The 4,310-nt window shown below is 66.5% G+C and carries 4 protein-coding genes; all 4 read right to left on the bottom strand.

Annotated elements, in window-relative coordinates; genetic code table 11:
* Positions 1-380, bottom strand: a 380-nt coding sequence (locus AC08OX_RS15395) for a ferritin-like domain-containing protein (protein WP_476608446.1), incomplete at its 3' end; no start/stop codon positions are given.
* Between the two features lie 348 nt (positions 381-728).
* Entirely contained in the window at positions 729-2,408 is a 1,680-nt protein-coding gene (locus tag AC08OX_RS15390) for a copper resistance CopC/CopD family protein (RefSeq protein ID WP_476608445.1), read from the bottom strand.
* Between the two features lie 5 nt (positions 2,409-2,413).
* Entirely contained in the window at positions 2,414-3,127 is a 714-nt protein-coding gene (locus AC08OX_RS15385; RefSeq protein ID WP_476608444.1) for a YcnI family copper-binding membrane protein, read from the bottom strand.
* A gap of 106 nt (positions 3,128-3,233) precedes the next feature.
* Entirely contained in the window at positions 3,234-3,839 is a 606-nt protein-coding gene (locus AC08OX_RS15380; protein WP_476608443.1) for a hypothetical protein, read from the bottom strand.
* Positions 3,840-4,310: the final 471 nt, after the last annotated feature.

The raw sequence follows: 4,310 nt of genomic DNA, 5'->3' as shown, positions 1-4,310 counted from the left end.
GACCAGTTACGCTTCAAGTAGAAGAGGAACTCGCGGGCGTGCCCTGCTTCGTCGCGGCTCGCGCGGAGAAACAGGTCGGCCAGCACGGGCTCCTCCACCCACTCCGACATCGCCCGGTAGACCGTGTTGACGATGATCTCAGAGATCACGTTCGTGGTCAGGGTCGCACTCGGCATGATACCGGCTTCGTACGGCTCACGCAGAGCCTCGATCTTGTCCTGGTCGATGTGGACGCCCACCGCCTTGAGCCAGGCCCGGAAGGCGTAGTGATGCTGAAGCTCCTGGTAGGCCCAGATGGCCACGAAGGCCGAGCAGTCGTAGTCGTCGTGGAACTCGCTGAGAAAACCGTGCAGCCCGGGGAGAGACGTCGCCTCGCCCATGACAACGCCTTGACAAGCGAGATGTAGACGGGATGAACGAGGTCACTCCGGACGTTTTCCAGCCCGAGGTCGGAAACCTTCCGCTGGAGGCGCTCGTAGTGTTGGAAAACATCGAAGCTATGGGACTTGTCAGCGGTGGCGGTCGGCATGGATGGACTCCTTCTGAGCTTCCCTCGCAGGCTTTTTCCGCTCTACCATGGGTTGCCTGGCCGATCATTACAACCCTGATATCACACGCCAATCGAACCATTCCTATCAGCTATCACGGAAGCGCTTACTGCCTCCGTGCGGGACGGTCCACGTACCGCCGCCCAGCGTTCACCAGCCCTTCATCGTTCACGAGTCCCTTCATCGGACCTGGTAGAACACGGTTGTCACGTACTGGTCGAAGTCGTTCACTCGGAGCGTGAGCCGAAGTTGCCATTCACCGGGCAACGGCGCCCGGATCCCGTCGCTCCGCGCATGGCCCGGCGCGGCCAGGCTCAGCGGAACAGTGAAGGGGCCGAGATCGGCGGCCGGCAACGACAACGCCGCACTGGCCTCCACCAGTTTCTGCGGTTTGCCGCTCGGGTCCGTGGCCTGGACGTCCAGGGTCTGGGCGCCCACTCGCGTCGGCGAGACCCTCACCTTCACCGTCATCGGACCCGCGAAGGTGGTGTCGGAGAACGGCGGTGAATAGCTGGTACGTCCCGGTACCATGTTCACCAACCCAGCCGTGATCCCCAGCACGACAGCCCCGAGCACGATTTCCGCCATGACACCCCGGCGCAGCCCGGCAAGCAGAACAGCATGCGACGAGCGGTCCGGCCGGCCGGCCGGCTGATTTCTGTTCGTTCTGTACTGCCGGCGGACCCACCACCGCGCCAGAGCGCCGAGAGCGATCATTCCAAGGACCAACCACACCTTGTACACCAGCAGTCGACCATAGCTGGTATCAATCAGGGCCCGTGGCGGGCCGACCTCACGCCAGCTCTGGAAGACCCCGCTGACCATCACGGCGACAACGGCCACAACCGCGATCTTCGACCACCGGGGAAGGATCTCCGCCAGCTCGGTGGCCGATGCGCGGCGCACCAGGAAACCGGCAATCATCACCAGACCACCGATCCATACCGACATGGCGATCACATGCGCTGTCGTGCTGGTGGTAGCCAGCCAAGCCAGATCGCCGGCACTGGCATGACCGATCATGGCAAGCGTCACGGCCACCACGACACCGAGACCGGCGAGCTCCCCGTTCCCCCGCGGATCCACCGACCCGGTTCGCAACAGCCGCCGCACGAGAGGCACCATCAAAGCAAGAGCGAGCAGACGGATCAGCAGCAGGTGACCGAACCGATCCGCCAGGGTGGTCGACAGAACCGACCACTGCCCGAGTCCCCCGAGGCCGAGCCCGGCAGCGTAGGGGCCTTGCAGCAGCAGCTGCGCGAATGCCGCAAAAACGGATAATCCCCACGCTGCCATCAACAGCCGGCCGGGACCGGCCGCACGAAGACCTGTCGGCCAGAGCACGATCAGAAAGAAACAGACGCCCAGCAACAGGGCCGTCGCGGCGTATCCGAGAAATCGCGCCATGGCGAAGACGACGCCCACCGTCGAGGAGCCCGATGTGCCGGAGACCGCCGCGGCGGCGGCATCCGGCGGCCCGCCCACACCGAAGGCGAGCGCACCGGAAACAGGATGACTATCCGCCGAGATGACACGCCAGCTCGCCACGTACGTGCCGTTCGGCAGCCCCGGCCGGAGCGCGACCGTCGCCTGCGACGCCTTGGGACCAGATCCGGCACGACCATCATCGACCCGCCTACCCGCGGAATCGAGCACCCGGATCGAATCGCGCGAGACCCGTACTGACTCGCTGTAGTCAAGGGTTACCTGTGCGGGTGCGACATCAAGTGCCGCGCCGTCCACGGGGTCGCTACCCGTCAAAAGGGCATGCGCCGAGGCCGGCGGGACCCCGAGGCCAAAACCGATGGAGGTGGTGGCCATGACCAGGAACGTCACGGCCACCACCAGGATGCGGCGCACGACGGTTAGGCGCGCCGTCGCAAAGAGATCAGCGCGAATCCACCGGCCAGCAACCCGAGTGCGCCAAGGACAAGGCCGGCAATCCCCAGGCCACGCGCCGTCCCGTCGGAATCGTCGGAGGCCGATGAGGCTTCGTCCGACCGCGCCGCGGCCGCGCCAGGCCCACCGGACCCCGGGGAGGATGCCGTCAGCGTGAGGACCAGCGCCGGCTTCTCAGGCTCCTGGGCGCCTGGGGCGGCGACATCGACCCACCGCACGACCGAACCGTCAGAGTATGTCTGCAATGCCTTGAACACAACGTGGTCGGTGTTTTCGGGCAGCGGCCCGGCGGAGACGGTGAAGGTGTCGAACTCCCCGGGCTTGATCCCGCCATCCCCCTGCGCCGTCCAGGCAATCCTGGTAACGATCTCCTTGACCTCTCCGTCGTCCGTCATGAGCGGCTTCGACGAGGCCGCTTTGGTAATCTTGTATGTCCACCCCGCCTTGGGCTGGACCGACACGGACGCGATCGAGGTGTCGGTAGGAAGCTGGACGTCCAACCCGGTCGTGGACGCGGTGTCCTTCTCCGTGGGGACCTTGAACGACAAGGTGGCGTAGCTGCCCGCGGCAGCCGTCGGCGGCTGCACCGTGACATGGGCGGACGCCGGTCCAGCTAGGAGGAACATCGCTGCCGCGGCAGTGCCGGCAAGCATGCCGGCACGCCGAACGTTACGGTACATAAGATCCCTTCGAACGTCCCACGGCGCGTGGGACCACCTGAAGATGCCTTGCCTTGCTCGCGCCGGGGTCGTTCGTCGGGCAGATGAGCCCGCCAGCGGAACTCGTCTACCAGGCTCGCCGTGACGTCAACGCTCGCCGTGACGTCAACCCCGGAAAAGGGGAAGCGGGTGGTCCCCGACGCCGTGCGCCACGGCCAAGGGGGCGAGCGTGCGGTCTCGACACCCGCTTCCGAAGGTTGATCTTCACGGTGGGTGGGACAGGCGGAACGACGGCGACGGTCACCGGATACAGCAACAGGGCCACGACGGTGCGCGGCCTCAGTCCGGCCGCGCACCACACAGCCCGCTCGGAGTGACGAAGCATCAGCCCCACACAGCCCACGGCAATGCCATGGGCCGCCGTCATCGGAACATCCAGGCTCGGACCGCTGGCCAGGTGGGTGTGCGGATGCGCAAGTACGAAGGTGACATGGAGGGCGATCTGCGTCACCCCCAGACCCGCGAGCAGCGCAGCGACTCCTCGCTCGCGGTCCGCGAGCCCGAACGCCACCCGGGTGAGGAGGAGGACCGCAACCAGCATGATCCCAGCGGCTGGCCGCGGCGCCCCGCCAGAGACGTGCGCGGCCCAGGCCAGACACACCGAGGACGAGGCGAACACGACGGCTCGGCCCAACCGGGCCGTCCCGCTGTCCACCTCGCACTCTGCTGCCACAGCGAGCAAGCTTGCCATGCCCGGCCGCGGTCATGGCCACACCCCCGGAACCGTGCGATTGGGGTTGATGATCTGACTGGCGGTCCTGGGCGTCTCGTGGGCAGGGTGACCATGAACTTCGCCCCGGGGGTACGCCGCGGGTCGTAATAGGCCTTATGGAGAGCTCGCTCAGTCGCTTCTCGGCGCCAGCCATGGCCGGCCGAGAGCGGAGACGCCGATCGCTTCGATCCATGACGGTCGGGCCGGGATGGTCGGGGCAGGTTAGTCGACCTGGGCCTGCTGGCCCGGCGGACGGGCAGGACCTGGGATCGTCGCGGACCGGGCGTTGCCGCTCTCGATATTACTTCCGGTGTTGCTTCGCTGGTAAGTGTTCGGTGATGTCGTGGGAGGGCTCGCCGAATGCCCGGCCGGCGTTGCCGGTCGGGTGCTGTCGGTGAGGCGAGTTAAGGCGCGGGTCCGTCGTGATCGGGG

The sequence above is a fragment of the Frankia sp. CoBUL1 genome, assembly GCF_978021245.1.
This window is presented reverse-complemented; position numbering and strand designations above follow the sequence as displayed.